The following is a 15,031-nucleotide window of genomic DNA, read 5'->3' on the forward strand; positions in this document are numbered from 1 at the left end:
GCATTTGACATTTCCATGGTGCGTATTTAAATCGGTTCCACGATTGGAATCGGAGGATAACCCATGCGCACGCTGTACATTGCCGCTTCCGCCGCCGTGCTGCTCGCCGCCGGCACCGCCGCCGCCCAGGCCGAGGGCCTGACCGACCGCCCGCTGGTCGACCCGGCATGGCTGGAAAGCAACCTGGATGCCGAGAACCTGGTGGTGATCGACATCCGCGACCCCGAGTATGACAAGGACGGCAAGCCCAAGGGCCCGGTCCCCTACACCCAGGGCCACATTCCCGGATCGTTGGCCGCTCCCTACGTCGGCTACGCCTGGCGCACCAAGACCGACGGGACGCCGGGCATGCTGCCGACCGTCCCGACGCTGGAAGAAAAGATCGGCGCGCTGGGCATCGACGAGGACACCCATGTCGTCATCATTCCGGCCGGCGAGGATTCGTCCGACTTCGGCAGCGCCACCCGCGTCTACTGGACCTTCAAGGTGATGGGCCACGACGAGGTCTCCATCCTGGAAGGCGGGCACAAGGCGTGGGTCGCGGCCGGCAAGCCCCTGTCGACCGAGGGGACGCAGCCCTCGCCCGCCATCTTCGAGGCCGAGTTCCGCCCCGAGATGATCGCCACCGCCGAGGATGTGCGCCAGGCCCTGGACGGCAAGACCGCCCTGGTCGACGCCCGCCCGACCGAGCAGTACCTGGGCCAGGCCAAGAGCCCGGTGGCCAAGGTTTCCGGCACCATTCCGGGCTCGGCCAACATCGCCAACGGCCTGTTCTACGACGGCAGGACCGCCCAGTTCGCCGAACCGTCCGAAATCGACAGCCTGCTTGAGCAGGTGGGCATCGAGAAGAACCAGCCGCAGATTGCCTACTGCAACACCGGCCACTGGGCCTCTGTCGCGTGGTTCGGCCTGAGCGAGGTCGCCGGCGCCGAGAACGTCAGCATGTATGACGGCTCGCTGGCCGAATGGACCAGGGACGCCGACAACCCGATGGTCGTCTACGGCAACACCAACTAAGCCGACCGACGCAGCGAGAGACCGATCATGAGCAACGCCAATGCCTCCGCCACCACCGCATCCCGGTCGGGCATCTTCGGCCGGTCCGGGGTGACGGTGGACAACGGCCCGGCCCTGGCAGCCGGCGCCGCCCTGGTGCTGGGCGCCATCGCCGTGTGGCAGGCGGTGGACCTGCGCCAGGCCGCCCTGTTCCTCATCGGTGGAGCCCTGGGCGCGACCCTCTACCATGCCGCCTTCGGCTTCACCGGCGGCTGGCGCCGCCTGGTGGTGGAGCGGCGCGGTCGCGCCATGCGGGCACAGATGCTCATGATCGGGCTCGCCGCCCTCGTCTTCATGCCCCTGCTGGCGGCCGGAGAGGTTTTCGGCACACCGCTGGTCGGTTCGGTGGCGCCGGTGGGCGTCTCGGTCCTGGTCGGCGCCGCCCTGTTCGGCCTGGGGATGCAGCTCGGCGGCGGCTGCGGCTCGGGCACTCTGTTCACCGTCGGCGGCGGGTCGAGCCGCATGCTGGTGACGCTGGCCTTCTTCGTCATCGGTGCCGTGCTGGGAAGCTGGCACCTGCCCTGGTGGCTGGAGCAGCCCGGCCTGCCGCCCGTCAGCCTGGGCGCGAGCCTTGGCGTGCCCGGCGGCCTGGCCGTCACGCTGGCCGGCCTGGCGCTGGTCGCGGCGTCGACGGTCTTGGTAGAAAGGCGCCGCCATGGCGCGCTGGAGCCCGCCCCGATGCCGCCGCGCCACGGCCTGGGCCGCCTGCTGCACGGCCCCTGGCCGCTGCTGGGAGCGGCGCTGCTTCTGGCTGGGCTGAACATTGCGACGCTGCTGGTCGCCGGCCACCCGTGGTCCATCACCTTCGCCTTCGGCCTCTGGGGCGCCAAGACGGCGCAGGCCGTGGGCGTGCCGGTGGAGACCTGGGCCTTCTGGAACTGGCCCGGCCCGCAGGCCGCGCTTGGTGACAGCGTGCTGTTCGACACTACGTCGGTGATGAACTTCGGCATTCTTATCGGTGCGGCGCTGGCCGCCGCGCTGGCCGGCAAGTTCGCGCCCAAGGCCGCCCTGCCGTGGCGGAGCCTCGCCGCCGCCATCGTCGGGGGCCTCTTGATGGGCTATGGCGCGCGGCTGGCGTTCGGCTGCAACATCGGCGCCCTGTTCTCCGGCATCGCCTCGGGCAGCCTGCACGGCTGGCTGTGGTTCGCCGCCGCCTTTGCGGGCAGCCTGATCGGCATTCGCCTGCGCCCCCTGTTCGGCCTCGACGGAGGCAAGTGAGTCCAGCCATGAAAAAGAGCAAGCGCAACGCCCTGCTGTTCGGCTCCGTCTTCCTCGCGGGCACCGCCGCCGTCGCCGCCGACCACATCGCGCATCGCGGTCTGTCGGGCGCCAAGCCGGCCGCCGGACCGGTGATCGCCGGCTCCGCCACCTGCGCCGCCATCGCCCCCTGCGCGGCGGCCGCAGCGCCATGCGCCGCGGCGGCCGCCCCTTGCGCCGCCGGTGCCGCCGCGCCGTGCTCGGCCGGAGCCGCACCGGTGGCCGCACCGACGCCGGCCAAGGCTGCACCCCCGCCGCGCATCGCCGGGCAGGACGGTCCCAAGATCGCCGGACAGCCGTCCTCACAGGGGCCGCGCATCGCCGGCCAGCCGGGCGCCGAGGCGCCCAAGCCGCGCATCGCGACCAAGCGCGCGCCGGCCGATCAGAACACCTCCCGCCCCGGCCCGCGCATTGCCGGTCCGGCCGGCGCCGACTGACCTTGCGGAGGAACCCTTTCCGGGGCGGATCGGTTATGCTGTGCGGCCACGCAGCCGCCACCGATACGATCCTGCGCCGGAAGGGAGTTTCATGACCGCCAGCCGCACCGTCATCCGCGCCCTGCTCTTCGTCACGGGCGCGGTGACCATTGCGCTCGAACTTATCGCCTCGCGCATCCTGACGCCCTACGTCGGCGGCAGCCTGTACGTGTGGACGGCGATCCTGTCCATCACGCTGCTGGCGCTTGCGGCGGGCTATCACTTGGGCGGACGATGGTCGCGCCTGCCCTCGCGCGACCGGCTGTTCGTGCGGTTTCCGGCCGGCACGGCGGTGATCCTGTGCCTGACCGCCCTTCTCTTTCCCATGTTCCTCCCGACCCTCGCATATCGGGACGCGCTGACCGGCGCGTTCTTCGGCGCGACGCTGCTGCTAGGCCCGACGCTGGTGTTGCTGAGCGCCATGGGCCCGCTTGCCGTGGCCCTGACGGCGTCGGAACACGGCGACCGGGGTGCCGGCGCGGTGTTCGCCATCAGCACGGTCGGCTCGGTGGCCGGTGCGCTGGCCGGCGCATTCCTGCTGCTGCCCTTCATGGCGCCGGCGGCGACGCTGGTGGTGCTGGCCGCCGTGCTCGCGGGCGTGTCGGTGGTGGCGCTTGCGGCGGTGGTGCGCGACCGGATGACGGTGCTGGGCCTGCTGCCAGCCTCGGTCGCCGCCGTGGCGCTGGTCGGGGTGACGCTGTTCAACCCGCCGGACAGCCGGGCGCTCGGCGGCACCATGACCATGCATCATGTGGAGACCATCCGCTCCGCCCATTCCACCGTCGTGGTGGTGGACGTGGCGCACGAGACGACCCCCGGCACCATCCGCCTGTACCTGGAGGAAAACCAGATGCAGAGCGCCGCCGCCCGCGACGGCGCCCCCGGCGGGCCGCTGTTCTACCAGGCGGTGGCCGAAGAGGTGCTGACGGAGATGGTGCCCGAGGGCGGCCGCATTCTTGTCCTCGGCCTGGCCGGCGGAACCCTGGCGACGACGCTTGCCGACAGGGGCCGGCAGGTGGAGGCCGTGGAGATCAACCCGCACTCGCCGGAGATCGCGGCGCGCTGGTTCGGCTTCGACCGCGACCGCATTCCCGTCACCATCGGCGACGCCCGCCGTATCCTGCGTCAGTGCCAGGACGGCGGGCGCGGCGGCTATGACGCCATCCTGTTCGACATCTTCAGCGGCCTGTCCGTGCCCGACCACCTGATCACGCGCGAGACCTTCGCCCTGGCCGCGGGATGCCTGAGCCCCGATGGCGTGGTCGTCGCCAACACCATCGTCCCGCCCCGCGACGCCCGGCCGACCCGCCGCCTGATGGCCGCCATGGCCGAGGGGGTGGGCACCGACGTTGCCGTCTACGAGGCGGGCGCCGACCGCCACAACCGCATCATGGTGGCGGCCCGCGACGGGGGGAAGGTGCCGGCCATCGCGCTGGAGAAGTATCCGGTGTCGCTGTTCGGCCGCCGCACCCGCGCCGTCGTCCCGGTGCTGGAAACCCGAAAGGAACTTTCCGACGTGGCGCCCCTGACCGACTGGAGCAACGACTTCGCGTTGGGCATTGCGCGCATGTCCCGCGACCTGGCCTTCTTCCCGATCCCTGAATCCTGGCACTGAGCGATACCTGAACGGCGTAGCCGGCACCCTTGCGTGGCAGGTCGGCCGTTGTCACGCCGAAGACCGTATTTTTCATGCGTTGATGGGCTGTTGGCTTCTCGCGTTCGTTCGGGAGGCGCGCCATGACCCGCCATGTCTTCATCATAGGGCTCGACGACCTGCACCTGGCCGAGGCCCGATCCATCCGGGGCGCGGAGGACATCGTCTTCCACGGGCTGATCCCCTACCACGACATCGTCCACCCCTCCGCCTACCCCATCGAGGCCCTGCTTGCCACGGGCCGGGCGGAGATGGCCGAGGCGCCCTCTGTGGACGCCATCATCGGCCACTGGGACTTTCCGACGACGTCGCTCCTGCCCATTCTGCGGCGCGAACACGGCCTGCCCGGCCCGACGCTGGAGAGCGTGCTGCTCTGCGAGAACAAGTACTGGGGCCGCCTCGCCCACGCCGCCGCCGTACCCGAGTGCACGCCGCCTTTCGCGCTGGTCGATCCCGCCGCGCCCGACGCCGCCGAGCGGCTGCCCCTGTCGCCGCCCTTCTGGCTGAAGCCGACGGTCGCCTTTTCCTCCTACCTGGGTTTTCGCATCGAGACGGCCGAGCAGTACCGCGACGCCATCGTCCAGGTACGCGACAACATCGGCCTCTTCGCCGAGCCCTTCGCGGAGATCGCCGCCCACGCAGAGCACCCCGAGGCACTTCCCGGCGAAGGCGGCGGCGACGCCTGCATCGCCGAGGGCATCATCGGCGGCGAGTTGTGCACGCTGGAGGGATACGTGCTGGACGGCGACGTTCAGGTGTATGGCGTGCTCGACAGCCTGCGGGGCTCCAACAACGTCAGCTTCCTGAGCTATCAATTGCCCTCGCACCTGCCGGGGGAGGTGCAGGCGCGCATGGCCGATGCCGCCGCGCGGGTGCTGCGGCACATCGGGCTCGACGACACCCCCTTCAACATGGAGTTCTTCTGGGACCGCGAAAGCGACCGCGTGTGGCTGCTGGAGATCAACCCGCGCATCAGCAAGAGCCACTGCGCCCTGTTCCGGCTGGTCATGGGCGCCTCGCACCACGAGGTGGCGGTGAACGTGGCCTTCAAGCGCCGGCCGGACTTTCCGCGCCGCGACGGGCCGTTCCCCATGGCGGGCAAGTTCATGCCGCGCACCTATGGCGACGCCGTGGTCCTGCGCGTTCCCGGCCCCGACGACATCGCCGCCGTCGCCGCCGATTTTCCCGAAATGGTCCTGCACATGCACATCCAGGAAGGAACGCGGCTGTCGGACCTGCCGGCTCAGGACAGCTACAGCTTCGAGATCGCCGACCTGTTCATCGGCGCCGGGGACGAGGCGGCCCTGCACGACAAGTTCCACACCATCATGGAGCGTCTGGACTTCCGCTTCTCGGAGGTGGTGCCGACCAATTACGGTCGCGCGCGGGCTGATACAGGTTAAGGATCCGCCCGCGCCATGGCCGACCATGGATGGCGTGACGGGATGGTGAAAGGGCACGCAACGAAGGGAGGAACGCCATGCGCACCTTCCACCAGGCCGCGCCTCGACTGACAGAAACCATCCCCTGCCCGTCGGCCGGGCGCACTGGGCCGGGAGCACGCCTGACGGCGGCTCCCGGCCCTTCTTCCGCGCTAGAGCCGCAGGATCTGGAAGGTGGCAAAGCGATCCGTCGCGGGCCGGCGCGGCACGTGCGGCAGGACGTCGAACAGCGGCCGGTCGCAGGGGCCGACGGCCACCGAGACGCCCGATGTCAGCAGTCGCCGCGCCGAGGCGGCATCGATCCATCCGCACAGAAGCAGGCTCATGCGGTAGGCGATGAGCATGTCGCACAGCGCATGACGGTCGCGCGCCTGGTTGCGCAGCCATATGCCGCGGGCGTGCGGCGTCGCCTCGAGAATGGCCACCCAGGGCGCCATTTCGAAAAAGGGCGACAGAAACGCGGAGGGTCCTCGCCGATCGGTGAGCGCCGCCCGGCCGCGCATACCACTTCTCCCGAATTTCCGGCGGCGCCTGGAAAGGCGCACACTGTCTGGACAAGAGAACCCTAATGAAAAATGCAAGCGCGGCACTAACCTGCGTCAACGGAGGCGTCCGATGCCCTTCCGTCGTCCGTGCTACCCGCCCTGCCCGACGCCCGAAATGGCGGGCGTGACGGCTTGCGCGCTGGGCACCATCTGTGCTGACCGGCTGAACGCCAGTGGCGCGCCCCGGCGGCCGAGCGTCCGGCGGCTGCCTCCCGGCGCCGACCTTGCCGCGCAAGGCGTTCCCCTGCGATCGCTGTGCATGGTCATTGATGGCTGGCTGGCGTTCTACGAGCTGCTGGAGGACGGCCGCCGCCAGGTGCTGCACATCGTGGTGCCCGGCGACGTGCTGGTGCCGCCCTCGCCCGGCGACGACGTACCCTACGGTATCCAGAGCGTCGTGCCATCCCTGGTCTGCCATGCTCCGCCGCCATCCGCGCACGGAGAGTCACCGGAGACAGCGGCCATGAGCATGGCGGTGACCAGCCGCAACGCCGCCCTTGCCTACGGCCACCTGACGGCGCTGGGCCGGCGGACCGCGCGCGAGCGGGTCGCTTATCTGCTGGTGGAACTCTACACCCGCTGCCGCGCCGTCATGCCGCCGGATCGGGCGCTGCGCATTCCGCTCACCCAGGCGGTGCTGGGCGATGCCCTGGGGCTGACGTCGGTCCACGTCAACCGCACGCTCCGGCGCCTGCGGGCCGAGGACCTGCTGACCTACGACGCGGGGTGCCTGCGCCTGCTGGACCCCGACCGTCTGGCAGCCGCGGCCTGCCTGGACACCGAGACCCCGCGGCGCTGGCTCGTGCCGCTGGCGCACCCCCTCGCCGATGCCCGTTCATCCGAACGAAGGGCCTGATCGTCCTCGTCTTTTTCGACAAGACCCCTCGGCAGATGCGCGCTGGCATGGCAGGCTGGTGGTAACGAGTCGCCGCCGGCGGCACGGTGGACGCATGACCCGGAGGATGATGACCATGGACCTGAAGGTTCTCGCGCTGGTGCTGGCCGGCGGCAAGGGCACCCGCCTCGCTCCCCTGACCGCCGAGCGCGCCAAGCCAGCGGTCCCCTTCGGCGGCAAATACCGCATCATCGACTTCGTGCTGAGCAACCTGATCAACAGCGGCATCTACTCCATCTACGTGCTGATCCAGTTCCGCAGCCAGTCGCTGCTGCAACACCTGCGCGACGGCTGGCAGTTCGGCGGAATGCTGCAGAACCAGTTCATCATCCCCGTGCCGGCCCAGATGCGGTCGCCCGGCGAAACGTGGTACAGCGGCACCGCCGACGCCGTGTACCAGAACTTCAACCTGATCGAGCAGTCGGCCCCCGACATCGTGGTGCTGTTCGGTGCCGACCACATCTACCGCATGGACGTCCGCCAGATGATCCGCTACCACCGCCACAAGGGCGCGGGCGTGACCATCTCCGCCCTGCCGGTGGAAAAGAAGTTCGCCAAGGACTTCGGCGTCATCGAGATCGACGAGGACGGCCGCATCCTCGCCTTCCACGAAAAGAAGCCCGACGCCCCGACCATGCCCGGCAACCCCGACATGGTGCTGGCGTCCATGGGCAACTACATCTTCGAGCGCGACCTGCTGCTCGAACTGGTGGGCAAGGACGCCGCCGATCCCAAAAGCTCCCATGATTTCGGCACCAACATCCTGCCGCAGCTGGTGGACAGCGTGCCCATGTACGCCTACGACTTCCAGACCAACCACATCGCCGGAGATCCGCCGGGCGGCGCGCCGTACTGGCGGGACGTGGGCACGCTGGACGCCTATTACGAGTCCAACATGGACATGCGCGCCATCAACCCGCCGCTGAACCTCTACAACCGCAACTGGCCGCTGCGCACGGCGGGCTATTCCGATCCGCCCGCCAAATTCGCGTTCGACGAGGAAGGGCGGCGCGGCGAAGCCATCGATTCAATCCTTTCGGGCGGGTGCATCCTGTCGGGCGGCGTGGTGCGGCGGAGCGTCCTGGGGCGGCACGTCTTCATCCACTCCTATGCCCAGGTGGAGGATTGCATTCTGTTCGACAATGTCGACATCGGCCGGCGCTGCAAGATCCGCCGGGCGATCATCGAAAAGAACGTGAAGATTCCGCCCGACACGGTCATCGGCTATGACGCCGACGAAGACCGCAAGCGCTACCAGGTCACCGAGAGCGGCCTCGTGGTCATCAAGGGCGAACGCTCGCCGGTGCCGCTGTCGGCCCTGAGCATCTGAGGGCCGCAGTGGTTGTCCGTTCCGAACCGCCGGGTGTAGAGTAGGCGCTTATTGACAACGGTCAGCCGGAATACGCGCCATGACCCAGGACCCGCCCCTGCGCATCGGCGTCGTCGTGCACCAGCGCGGCGATAACGCCGAGGACGTGCTCGCCGCCTTCCTCGACGAGTTGCGCGGCCGGCCGGTGCGGGTCGGCGGCCTTTACCAGCAGACGGTGCGCACGGCCTCCGGACCCAACGTCATGGACGTGGTGGACATCCAGACCGCGGCGCGCATCCGCATCTCGCAGCCCTTGGGCGGCGGGTCGTCGTCCTGCTGCCTGGACCCGGCGGGGCTGGCCGATGCCGCCGCGCACCTGCGCCGTGTCCGGGAGTCGGGTGTGGACCTGCTGGTGGTCAACAAGTTCGCCGGCGCCGAGGCCGAGGGCGAAGGACTGGCCGAGGAAATGTTCGCCGCCCTGTGCGAGGGCGTTCCGGTGCTGGTCCTGGTGTCCGCCCGCTACCTGGACGCCTGGGACGCCGCCACCGACAGTGCCGGAGAGCGCCTGCCGCCCACCCTGGCGGCCCTGTGGGCGTGGTACCGAAGGTTGGGCCTGGAAGCCGCGGACGCCGAGTCGGGCACTCCCGCAGGCGTTCCCGCCTCCTGACGGGCATCGCAACCCGCGTATCCTTCATCCTGCATCGCAGATCGCCACGCAGCCCCACTGGGCTGCGGCCATCGTGCTGTCGTCGGCTCAAAATCCGGAGAAACCGGGCCTTTGGGCCATCCCAGCCACCCGGCACAGTTCATGCTTACCGCCAGCGATGCGGGGGTGTAGGACGAGTCTCGCGCCTTTCGCGATTGGCCATTATGACTTTCGCAATAGACACCAGCTATACGCCATATGGTGCTCCAACCGAATTTGGATAAAATTGTGCGCATTGGGGAATGGGATAACCGATTTGCGTAGCTCCACATCCATACGGCCGCGGCGTGTTGGCCTGAAGACGTTCGCCGGAACAGGACCGGCGGCGCTGCCACTGGCCGTCGCGACGATCTTCATGAACCTGCTGGCGCTGGCCCTGCCGCTGGCTCTGCTTCAGGTCTATGACCGCATCATACCCAACAGTTCCGTCGGCACCCTGACGGTGCTGGCGCTGGGTGTCGGCGCGGCCATGATCCTGGAGGTCTCGCTGCGGCTGGCACGCGGAGGCCTGACATCGTGGCTGGCCGCCCGGTTCGAACATGGCGCCGGCACTGCCGCCTTCGAGCACGTCCTGCGCGCACCGACCCATGTGGTGGAGCGCCAAGGCGCCGGCGATCTGCTGGAGCGCATGTCCGCCATCTTCCAGCTCAAGGACCACTACGCCGACAGCGGCCTGACCCTGCTGCTGGACATGCCGTTCGCCCTGCTGTTCCTGGGCCTGATCTGGGCGCTGGGCGGCAACCTTGTCTGGGTTCCCGCCATCGGCCTTGCGCTGTTCGCCCTTGTCATGCTGTGGCACGGCCTGCGCCTGCGCGGCGCGGTGAAAGACTACAACACCGTGCGCGACCGCCGCCTGAGCTTCAACATCGAGGTCCTGAGCGGCATGCACGGCGTCAAGTCGCTGGCGATGGAAGGCCAGATGCTCCAGCGCTACAGCCGCCTTCAGGAATCGGTCGCGCGGGCCGACCATGCCGTGGTTCTGCGCAATGCCTCCGCCCTGACACTGGCGACGTTGTTCTCGCAACTGATCATGGTGGGCACCGTGGCCCTGGGCAGCGTCTATGTCGTCAACAACATGCTGACCGTCGGCGCCCTGGCGGCGTGCACCCTGCTTGCCGGCCGCGCCGCGCAGCCCGTACAGCGGGCTGTCGGTATGTGGACACGGCTGCAGACCGTGACGCTGAACAAGGCCCGCGCCGGGGACCTGTTCGCCCTGCCCCAGGCCGTGCGTCCGGCGCGCCCGTACGATCGTGCGGTCGAGGGGCGCGTGACGCTGCGCAAGGTGACGTACTCCTACGACGCCGAGGCCGGCGCGGCGCCGCTGTTCAAGACCGTCGACCTCGAGGTCGCGCCGGGCGAATGCATCGGCATCTCCGGCACCAACGGCAGCGGCAAGTCGACGCTGCTGCGCCTCATGCGCGGGGCGCTGGCGCCGACTGACGGGCAGGTCCTGCTGGACGGCGTGCCGGTGGAGAACTGGTCGCCACGGGCCCTGGAACACGGCGGCATCGGCTATCTGCCCAGCGAAGCGCAACTGTTCCGCGGCACGCTGCTGGACAACCTGACCATGTTCCGCCGCGACCTTCGCGAACCGGCCTTGGAAGCAGCGCGCCAGCTTGGCCTCGACGATGTGGTGGCGACCTTCCCCAACGGCTACCTGACCACGTTGGCCGGCGGCGCCGCCGATGCCATGCCGCGCGGCATCCGCCAGCGCATCGCCATCGCCCGGGTGCTGGCGTTGGACCCGCGCGTGATCCTGTTCGACGAGGCGAACACGGCCATGGACGGTCCCGGCGACGAGGCTCTGCGCGCCCACCTGGAGCGCCTCAAGGGCGACCGGACGCTGGTGCTGGTGTCCTTGCGCCCGTCGCTGCTCAAGCTGGCCGACCGTCGCTTCGAGATTGTCGGCAACGGCCTAAGGGAGCGGGTCGATCCCTCCTTTTCGGGGCGGGCCGGCAGTGCCGGCGTGAAGCCGGTGGACGCCGAGGGCGCCACCACCTATGGCGCGGCTGAATGAGCGGAGGAGCGCAATCATGACCACCCCCGCCGACGCCGCCGCCCTGGCCGCCCCCGACGATTTTGCCGATATCGCGTGGGACAAGCCGCTCGACCGCGCGCGCCTGTCGACCGACCAGATCGCATCCGGCGAGTTGGGCGGTTTCCGCGCCGTCACCGATTTGGCCGGCTGCCTGCTGCCGCTGCTCGACGCCCTGCAGTGGGACGGCGACGCCCGCCGCGTGTCCGAGGCCCTGCCCCACTTCGCCGACCAGCTTGACCTGACGGACTTCCTGAACGTCATGGCGAACCTGGGATGGTCGTCGCGGTCGCTGCGCCTGGGCCTGCGCCATCTGGACCCGCGCCTGGCGCCCTGCCTTTTCCTGCCCGACCGGGGCATGGCGCAGGTGGTGACCGGCGTCGACGCCGCCGGGGCCGTCACGCTTTTCGATCCGACAACCGGCGAAAGCCGCACCCTGACCCGCCCTTCCGGCGCGGGCCGGGTGTATGTCTTCACACGCGAGGCCCAGGACGAGGCCGCGGCCGCCGCCGGCAACATCGCCCAGAGCACCGGCGCCAATTTCGTGGGGGAAGTGGTCCGCCGCTTCCGCCCGCTGGTGGTCCGAGCCCTGGTGGTCAGCCTGGTGTGCAACGTGCTGGCGCTGTCGGTGCCGCTGTTCATCATGGCCACCTACGACAAGGTGGTCGCCACCGGCTCCATGGAGCTGTTGACGGCCATGGTGATCGGTGTCGGCATCGCGCTTCTCGGCGACTACATGCTGCGCGGCCTGCGCGCCCACATGATCGCCTACATCGGCGCCCGCGTGGACCACATACTCGGAAAGGCGGTCTTCCAGCGCCTGGTGGGCCTGCCGCCGCCGTACACCGAGATGGCCAACATTTCCTCGCAGGTCGCCCGCCTGAAGGACTTCGAGGTGGTGCGGGAATTCTTCACGGGCCCGCTGGCGACCGTGATCTTTGAAATTCCGTTCGCCCTGGTGTTCCTGTTCGTGATGGCGCTGCTGGGCGGTCCGCTGGCCGTGGTGCCGGTGGCCGGCGTGGTGCTGTTCGTGGCGCTCGGCCTGCTGTTGCGTCCGCGCATGCGCCGCGCCGTGGCCGAGGCCGGCAAGGCGGGCTCGCGCCGCCAGGAGTTCCTGGTGGAGACCTTCTCGCGCCTGTCGGCCATCCGCGACACCGGGGCCACCGACATCTGGATCGACCGCTACCGCGAGATTTCCGCCGAGGCGGCGCTGAAGGGCAATCGCTCCAGCCGCCTGAACACCATCGCCGGCGGTCTGGCGCAGGCGATCATTGTCACCACCGGCCTGGTGGTCCTGTCGTGGGGCGTGACGCGCGTGCTGGACGGGGCGATGACCGTCGGCGGGCTGATCGCCTCGATGATGCTGGTGTGGTGGGTGCTGCGGCCCCTGCAAACCGGCTTCACCACCCTGACCCAGATCGAGCGCATGCGTGACTCCGTGCGCCAGATCAACCGCCTGATGCAGCTGGCGCCGGAAACCCGGTCCGACGCCGAGGCCTCCGCCGAGCGCCGCCACAAGGGCAAGGTGACCTTCTCCAACGTCTCCATGCGCTACGTGGCCGAGAGCGATCCGGCCCTGTTCGGCGTCAACCTGACGGCCGAGCCCGGCGAGATCATCGGCGTCATCGGCCCCAACGGCTCGGGCAAGTCGACCCTGCTGAAGCTGATCCTCGGCATGTATCGGCCGCAGGCGGGCGGCGTGCGGCTGGACGACATCGACATCCGCCAGATCGACCCGGTCGACCTGCGCCGCGCGATCGCCTACGTACCCCAGCAGTGTGAACTGTTCTTCGGCACCATCGCCCAGAACCTGCGCCTGGCCGAGCCCACGGCGTCGGATCGGGAACTGCGCTGGGCCTGTGCCGAGGCCGGCTGCCTGGCGGACATCGACGCCCTGCCCCAGGGCTTCGACACCCGCATCGGCGACGGCAAGTCCACGCAGCTGCCGTCCAACCTGCGTCAGCGCCTGTCGCTGGCCCGCGCCTACCTCAAGCGTGCGCCCGTCATGCTGTTCGACGAACCGGCCAACGGCCTGGATTTCGTCGGCGACCAGCAGTTCATGAAAGTGCTGGACCGTGTGCGCGGGCATACCACCGTCTTCCTTGTCACGCACCGCCCCAGCCATCTGAAGCTGTGCGACAAGGTCGTCTTCATGACACAGGGCCAGATCCGCGCGGTCGGCCCCGCCAAGCAGGTGCTCGACCGCCTGCCGCCCGGCATCTTCTGACGAGTTCGGACCCATGAGCGAGACCACGATGGGCGCCCCTGCCGGCCCCGCCTCCCCCACCGGAACCAGCCGCAAGCTCAAGCGCGGGCGGCGGCAGATCCGCTACATGGCCCAGTTCGTCCTGCTGGAGGAAAAGGGCATGTCCTGGCTGGCGGCGGCCGCCGTGTTCATTGTTGCGGCCGTCGTCACCGCCTTCATCGTCTGGGCCCACTGGATCAAGATCGACGAGGTCGCCATCGTCAACGGCGCCGTCGTGCCCAAGTCCAAGGTCCACGTGGTGCAGCACCTGGAAGGCGGCATCGTCCGTGACATGGTGGCCGAGGAACGCCAGATGGTGCAGGCCGGCCAGGTCCTGGCGCGACTGGACCCCATTCAGGCCACCGCCGAGAAGGACCAGATCCGCGCCCGCCAGGCCGCGTTGCAGGCGCGCGAGGAACGGCTGCGCGCCTTTCTGACCGGCCGCGAACCCGATTTCTCGTTCATCACCGATGCCCGCTACGCCCACCTGATCCGTGACCAGCGCGACATCCACACCGCAGCCCTGGCGCGGTGGGAGAGCCAGCGCAAGGTCATCGAGAGCGAGATCCTCCAGAAGGAGGCGGAGGCGGATGCCGCCAGCCGGCAGATCGAGGCCGTGACGCGCCAGATCGGACTGATCGGCGAGGAAGTGCAGATGCTCAAGACCCTGTACGAGCAGGGTCATGCCTCCAAGACCCGCTATTTCGCCGTCCGCCGCGAGCAGGCCGCCGCCGAAAGCGAGCTGTCGCGACTGGAGGGCCAGCGCGACACCGCCGGCAAGGCCCTGGTGGAACTGCGCGAGCGCATCGGCGACCTGGACGCCCTGGAACGCCAGGACGCCGTCGGCGAACTGGGCACCGTCACCGCCGAACTGGCCCAGGTCAACGAGGCCCTGGCCCGCGCCACTGACCAGGTGACGCGCCTGGAGGTCATCGCGCCGGTGACGGGATTCGTGCAGAACCTCCAGGTGCGCAACCCCGGCACGGTCATCCCGGCCGGCGGCGTGCTGATGGAGGTGGTGCCGGTGGACGACGAACTGATGGTGGAGGCCCGGATCTCCACCCGCGACGTCGGCCACGTGGCGCCCGGCCAGCCGGTGACGGTCAAGGTCTCCAGCTTCGACTTCGTGCGCTACGGTGCGGTCGAAGGCCGGCTCGAGAGCATTTCGGCGACCACGTTCATCGACGAGCAGTCGGGGCAGCCGTACTACAAGGGCATGGTTTCGCTGGACCGCCCGTACCTGGGCGAGAGCCCGCAAGCGAACCGCATCCTGCCCGGCATGACGGTGCAGGCGGACGTGATTACGGGCGAAAAGACCCTGCTGGAATACATCTTGAAGCCGATCTACGTGTCGCTGGCGCACGCCTTCCGCGAGCGCTGAAACGGCCCGGACCGCGAATCAAATAACGAG

General features: G+C 69.2%; 12 protein-coding genes. 11 read left to right on the forward strand and 1 reads right to left on the reverse strand.

Translation table 11 applies throughout. The features are described from left to right. The first annotated feature begins 63 nt into the window (after positions 1 to 63). From LG334_RS12420 to LG334_RS12440, 5 genes are all read left to right on the forward strand, one after another. Positions 64 to 1,017 carry a sulfurtransferase gene (locus LG334_RS12420; RefSeq protein WP_404378532.1) on the forward strand — a complete coding sequence of 318 codons (954 nt, stop codon included), beginning with the start codon at positions 64 to 66 and terminating at the stop codon, positions 1,015 to 1,017. 27 nt (positions 1,018 to 1,044) lie between these two features. Continuing rightward, complete coding sequence (locus LG334_RS12425) at positions 1,045 to 2,274, forward strand: YeeE/YedE family protein (RefSeq protein WP_404378534.1); 1,230 nt, start codon at positions 1,045 to 1,047, stop codon at positions 2,272 to 2,274. Between the two features lie 8 nt (positions 2,275 to 2,282). After that, positions 2,283 to 2,750, forward strand: a complete 468-nt coding sequence (locus LG334_RS12430; protein ID WP_404378536.1) for a hypothetical protein — start codon at positions 2,283 to 2,285, stop codon at positions 2,748 to 2,750. A 91-nt stretch (positions 2,751 to 2,841) separates the two neighbouring features. Further along, a complete protein-coding gene (locus tag LG334_RS12435; RefSeq protein ID WP_404378538.1) occupies positions 2,842 to 4,404 on the forward strand; it encodes a fused MFS/spermidine synthase in 1,563 nt (520 codons plus the stop codon). A gap of 122 nt (positions 4,405 to 4,526) precedes the next feature. After that, complete coding sequence (locus LG334_RS12440) at positions 4,527 to 5,846, forward strand: acetyl-CoA carboxylase biotin carboxylase subunit family protein (protein ID WP_404378540.1); 1,320 nt, start codon at positions 4,527 to 4,529, stop codon at positions 5,844 to 5,846. A 191-nt stretch (positions 5,847 to 6,037) separates the two neighbouring features. On the opposite strand, the gene LG334_RS12445 is transcribed toward LG334_RS12440, so the two are convergent. Then, a complete protein-coding gene (locus tag LG334_RS12445; RefSeq protein ID WP_404378542.1) occupies positions 6,038 to 6,310 on the reverse strand; it encodes a hypothetical protein in 273 nt (90 codons plus the stop codon). A gap of 190 nt (positions 6,311 to 6,500) precedes the next feature. On the opposite strand from LG334_RS12445, the gene LG334_RS12450 reads away from it, so the two are divergent. The 6 genes from LG334_RS12450 (at position 6,501) to LG334_RS12475 (ending at position 15,001) form a co-directional block, all read left to right on the forward strand. Then, the gene (locus LG334_RS12450) at positions 6,501 to 7,286 is read left to right on the forward strand and encodes a Crp/Fnr family transcriptional regulator (RefSeq protein WP_404378544.1); all 786 of its coding nucleotides are present in this window, start codon (positions 6,501 to 6,503) and stop codon (positions 7,284 to 7,286) included. Positions 7,287 to 7,401: 115 nt separating this feature from the next. Beyond that, on the forward strand, positions 7,402 to 8,655 hold the full coding sequence (gene glgC / locus LG334_RS12455) for a glucose-1-phosphate adenylyltransferase (protein ID WP_404378546.1): 1,254 nt from the start codon (positions 7,402 to 7,404) through the stop codon (positions 8,653 to 8,655). Between the two features lie 79 nt (positions 8,656 to 8,734). Then, on the forward strand, positions 8,735 to 9,301 hold the full coding sequence (locus LG334_RS12460; protein WP_404378548.1) for a DUF2478 domain-containing protein: 567 nt from the start codon (positions 8,735 to 8,737) through the stop codon (positions 9,299 to 9,301). Between the two features lie 295 nt (positions 9,302 to 9,596). Continuing rightward, positions 9,597 to 11,357, forward strand: coding sequence for a peptidase domain-containing ABC transporter (locus LG334_RS12465; protein ID WP_404378550.1), 1,761 nt, complete (start codon positions 9,597 to 9,599; stop codon positions 11,355 to 11,357). A gap of 16 nt (positions 11,358 to 11,373) precedes the next feature. After that, positions 11,374 to 13,602 carry a peptidase domain-containing ABC transporter gene (locus tag LG334_RS12470; RefSeq protein ID WP_404378552.1) on the forward strand — a complete coding sequence of 743 codons (2,229 nt, stop codon included), beginning with the start codon at positions 11,374 to 11,376 and terminating at the stop codon, positions 13,600 to 13,602. A gap of 13 nt (positions 13,603 to 13,615) precedes the next feature. Further along, positions 13,616 to 15,001: an HlyD family type I secretion periplasmic adaptor subunit gene (locus LG334_RS12475; protein ID WP_404378554.1), complete on the forward strand. Its 1,386-nt coding sequence runs from the start codon at positions 13,616 to 13,618 to the stop codon at positions 14,999 to 15,001. The last annotated feature ends 30 nt before the right edge of the window (positions 15,002 to 15,031 follow it).

This window comes from Caenispirillum salinarum (genome assembly GCF_044803115.1).
Classification (GTDB): Bacteria; Pseudomonadota; Alphaproteobacteria; order Rhodospirillales; family Rhodospirillaceae; genus Caenispirillum; species Caenispirillum salinarum_A.

Coding starts and splice junctions, on each gene's coding strand:
- LG334_RS12420 (WP_404378532.1), top strand. CDS start 64: ATGCGCACGCTGTACATTGCCGCTTCCGCCGCCGTGCTGCTCGCCGCC.
- LG334_RS12425 (WP_404378534.1), top strand. CDS start 1,045: ATGAGCAACGCCAATGCCTCCGCCACCACCGCATCCCGGTCGGGCATC.
- LG334_RS12430 (WP_404378536.1), top strand. CDS start 2,283: ATGAAAAAGAGCAAGCGCAACGCCCTGCTGTTCGGCTCCGTCTTCCTC.
- LG334_RS12435 (WP_404378538.1), top strand. CDS start 2,842: ATGACCGCCAGCCGCACCGTCATCCGCGCCCTGCTCTTCGTCACGGGC.
- LG334_RS12440 (WP_404378540.1), top strand. CDS start 4,527: ATGACCCGCCATGTCTTCATCATAGGGCTCGACGACCTGCACCTGGCC.
- LG334_RS12450 (WP_404378544.1), top strand. CDS start 6,501: ATGCCCTTCCGTCGTCCGTGCTACCCGCCCTGCCCGACGCCCGAAATG.
- glgC (WP_404378546.1), top strand. CDS start 7,402: ATGGACCTGAAGGTTCTCGCGCTGGTGCTGGCCGGCGGCAAGGGCACC.
- LG334_RS12460 (WP_404378548.1), top strand. CDS start 8,735: ATGACCCAGGACCCGCCCCTGCGCATCGGCGTCGTCGTGCACCAGCGC.
- LG334_RS12470 (WP_404378552.1), top strand. CDS start 11,374: ATGACCACCCCCGCCGACGCCGCCGCCCTGGCCGCCCCCGACGATTTT.
- LG334_RS12475 (WP_404378554.1), top strand. CDS start 13,616: ATGAGCGAGACCACGATGGGCGCCCCTGCCGGCCCCGCCTCCCCCACC.